This is a genomic window from Nonomuraea sp. NPDC059007 (genome assembly GCF_042740555.1).
Taxonomy (GTDB): Bacteria; Actinomycetota; Actinomycetes; order Streptosporangiales; family Streptosporangiaceae; genus Nonomuraea.
In genome coordinates, this window is the sequence record NZ_JBHYJD010000125.1 from 1 (window position 1) to 1,257 (window position 1,257).

At 66.7% G+C, this 1,257-nt stretch carries 1 protein-coding gene; it reads right to left on the reverse strand.

The features are described from left to right. Window positions 1–363 precede the first annotated feature (363 nt). Window positions 364–1,257: sodium:calcium antiporter (locus ACFWY5_RS58000; protein ID WP_379640401.1), on the reverse strand; the 894-nt coding region annotated here is incomplete at its 5' end.

Here is a 1,257-nt window from a genome sequence, read left to right on the forward strand (position 1 = left end):
TTGGCCGAGTTGAGCGTGTCGACCAGGCCCGCCTTCTTGACCGCGGTGACCAGCGTGGACAGCACGGGGTAAGGACTCACCATCAGCCTCACCGGCGCCAACGACAAGCTCGCACAGATCGGCAGAAAGCGCCCGGCCGCCGTCAACCTCGGCATCCCCGCTTTCCGCGAGACCTCAAGCCGCACCACCGACGTCCCAATCACGCCAGTCAGGAGCCCGCAATGAACGATCTTGAACAGGCGCCCCGCCTGCCACAGAAGAGTATGAAGATCACCGTCAGGGTTTGGCTTGGCAGGATGATCGGTCGTGCTGGTCGGTCGGTCCATGTCGCCGTAGCGAATGCGTTCGTTATGCGTAAATTGGTCAGCTTGCTATTACCGGCAAGAGCGCGAGATACAGGACCAGCAGCAGGATGGACTCGGGCCGGCTGAGACGTTTGCCACGGGCGAGTAGTGCCCAGGTGAAGCCGCTGATTCCGGCCATGGCCAGGATGACGAGCACGTTCAGCGGGGCCGCGGTCTGGGCGGTGAAGGCGATGATCGCGCCCCCGGCGAGGCTGTTGACGAGGTTGCTGCCGAGCAGGTTGCCCACCAAGAGGTCGCCGTCGCCGCGGCGTTGTGCCTGGATGGAGGTGACCAGCTCGGGTAGCGAGGTGCCGAGGGCGACCAGGGTGAAGCCCACGACCTGTGCCGAGACGCCGAATTGGATGGCCAGCTCGGCCGCGTTGTCCACCAGGAGCTGGGCGCCCAGCACGGTTCCGGCGAGTCCGAGCAGGGTTCGGAGGCTTTCGACAGGCAAGCGAGGTTTTCCTGCCGCGTTCAGGTAGTCGGTGGTCTCGGCGGCGACCGCATCGTGCGGCGCGGCGCGGGCGAAGCGCAGCAGCAGCATGATCGAACCGATCAGGGCCAGGGTCAGCATGATGGCGCCGGTACGCCACAGGCCGTACATCAGGACCGCGCCGAAGATCGTCACCGCCGCGACCGACAGTGGTGCCTCCCGCCGCAGGATCGAGGAGCGTACGGCCAGCGGTGCGACGAGCCCGGCCACGCCGAGGATCAGGGTCAGGTTGAGAATGTTGGAACCCACCAGGCTGGCCGCGGCCAGGTCGACCTCGCCGCGGATGCTTGCCGTACCGGCGACGACCAGTTCGGGAGCGCTGGTGCCGAAGCCGATGACGACCACGCCCACCACGACCGGCTGGATGCCGAGCCGTTCGGCCAGTCTGCCGGAGCCGAGCACCAGATGGTCGGCGGCGAA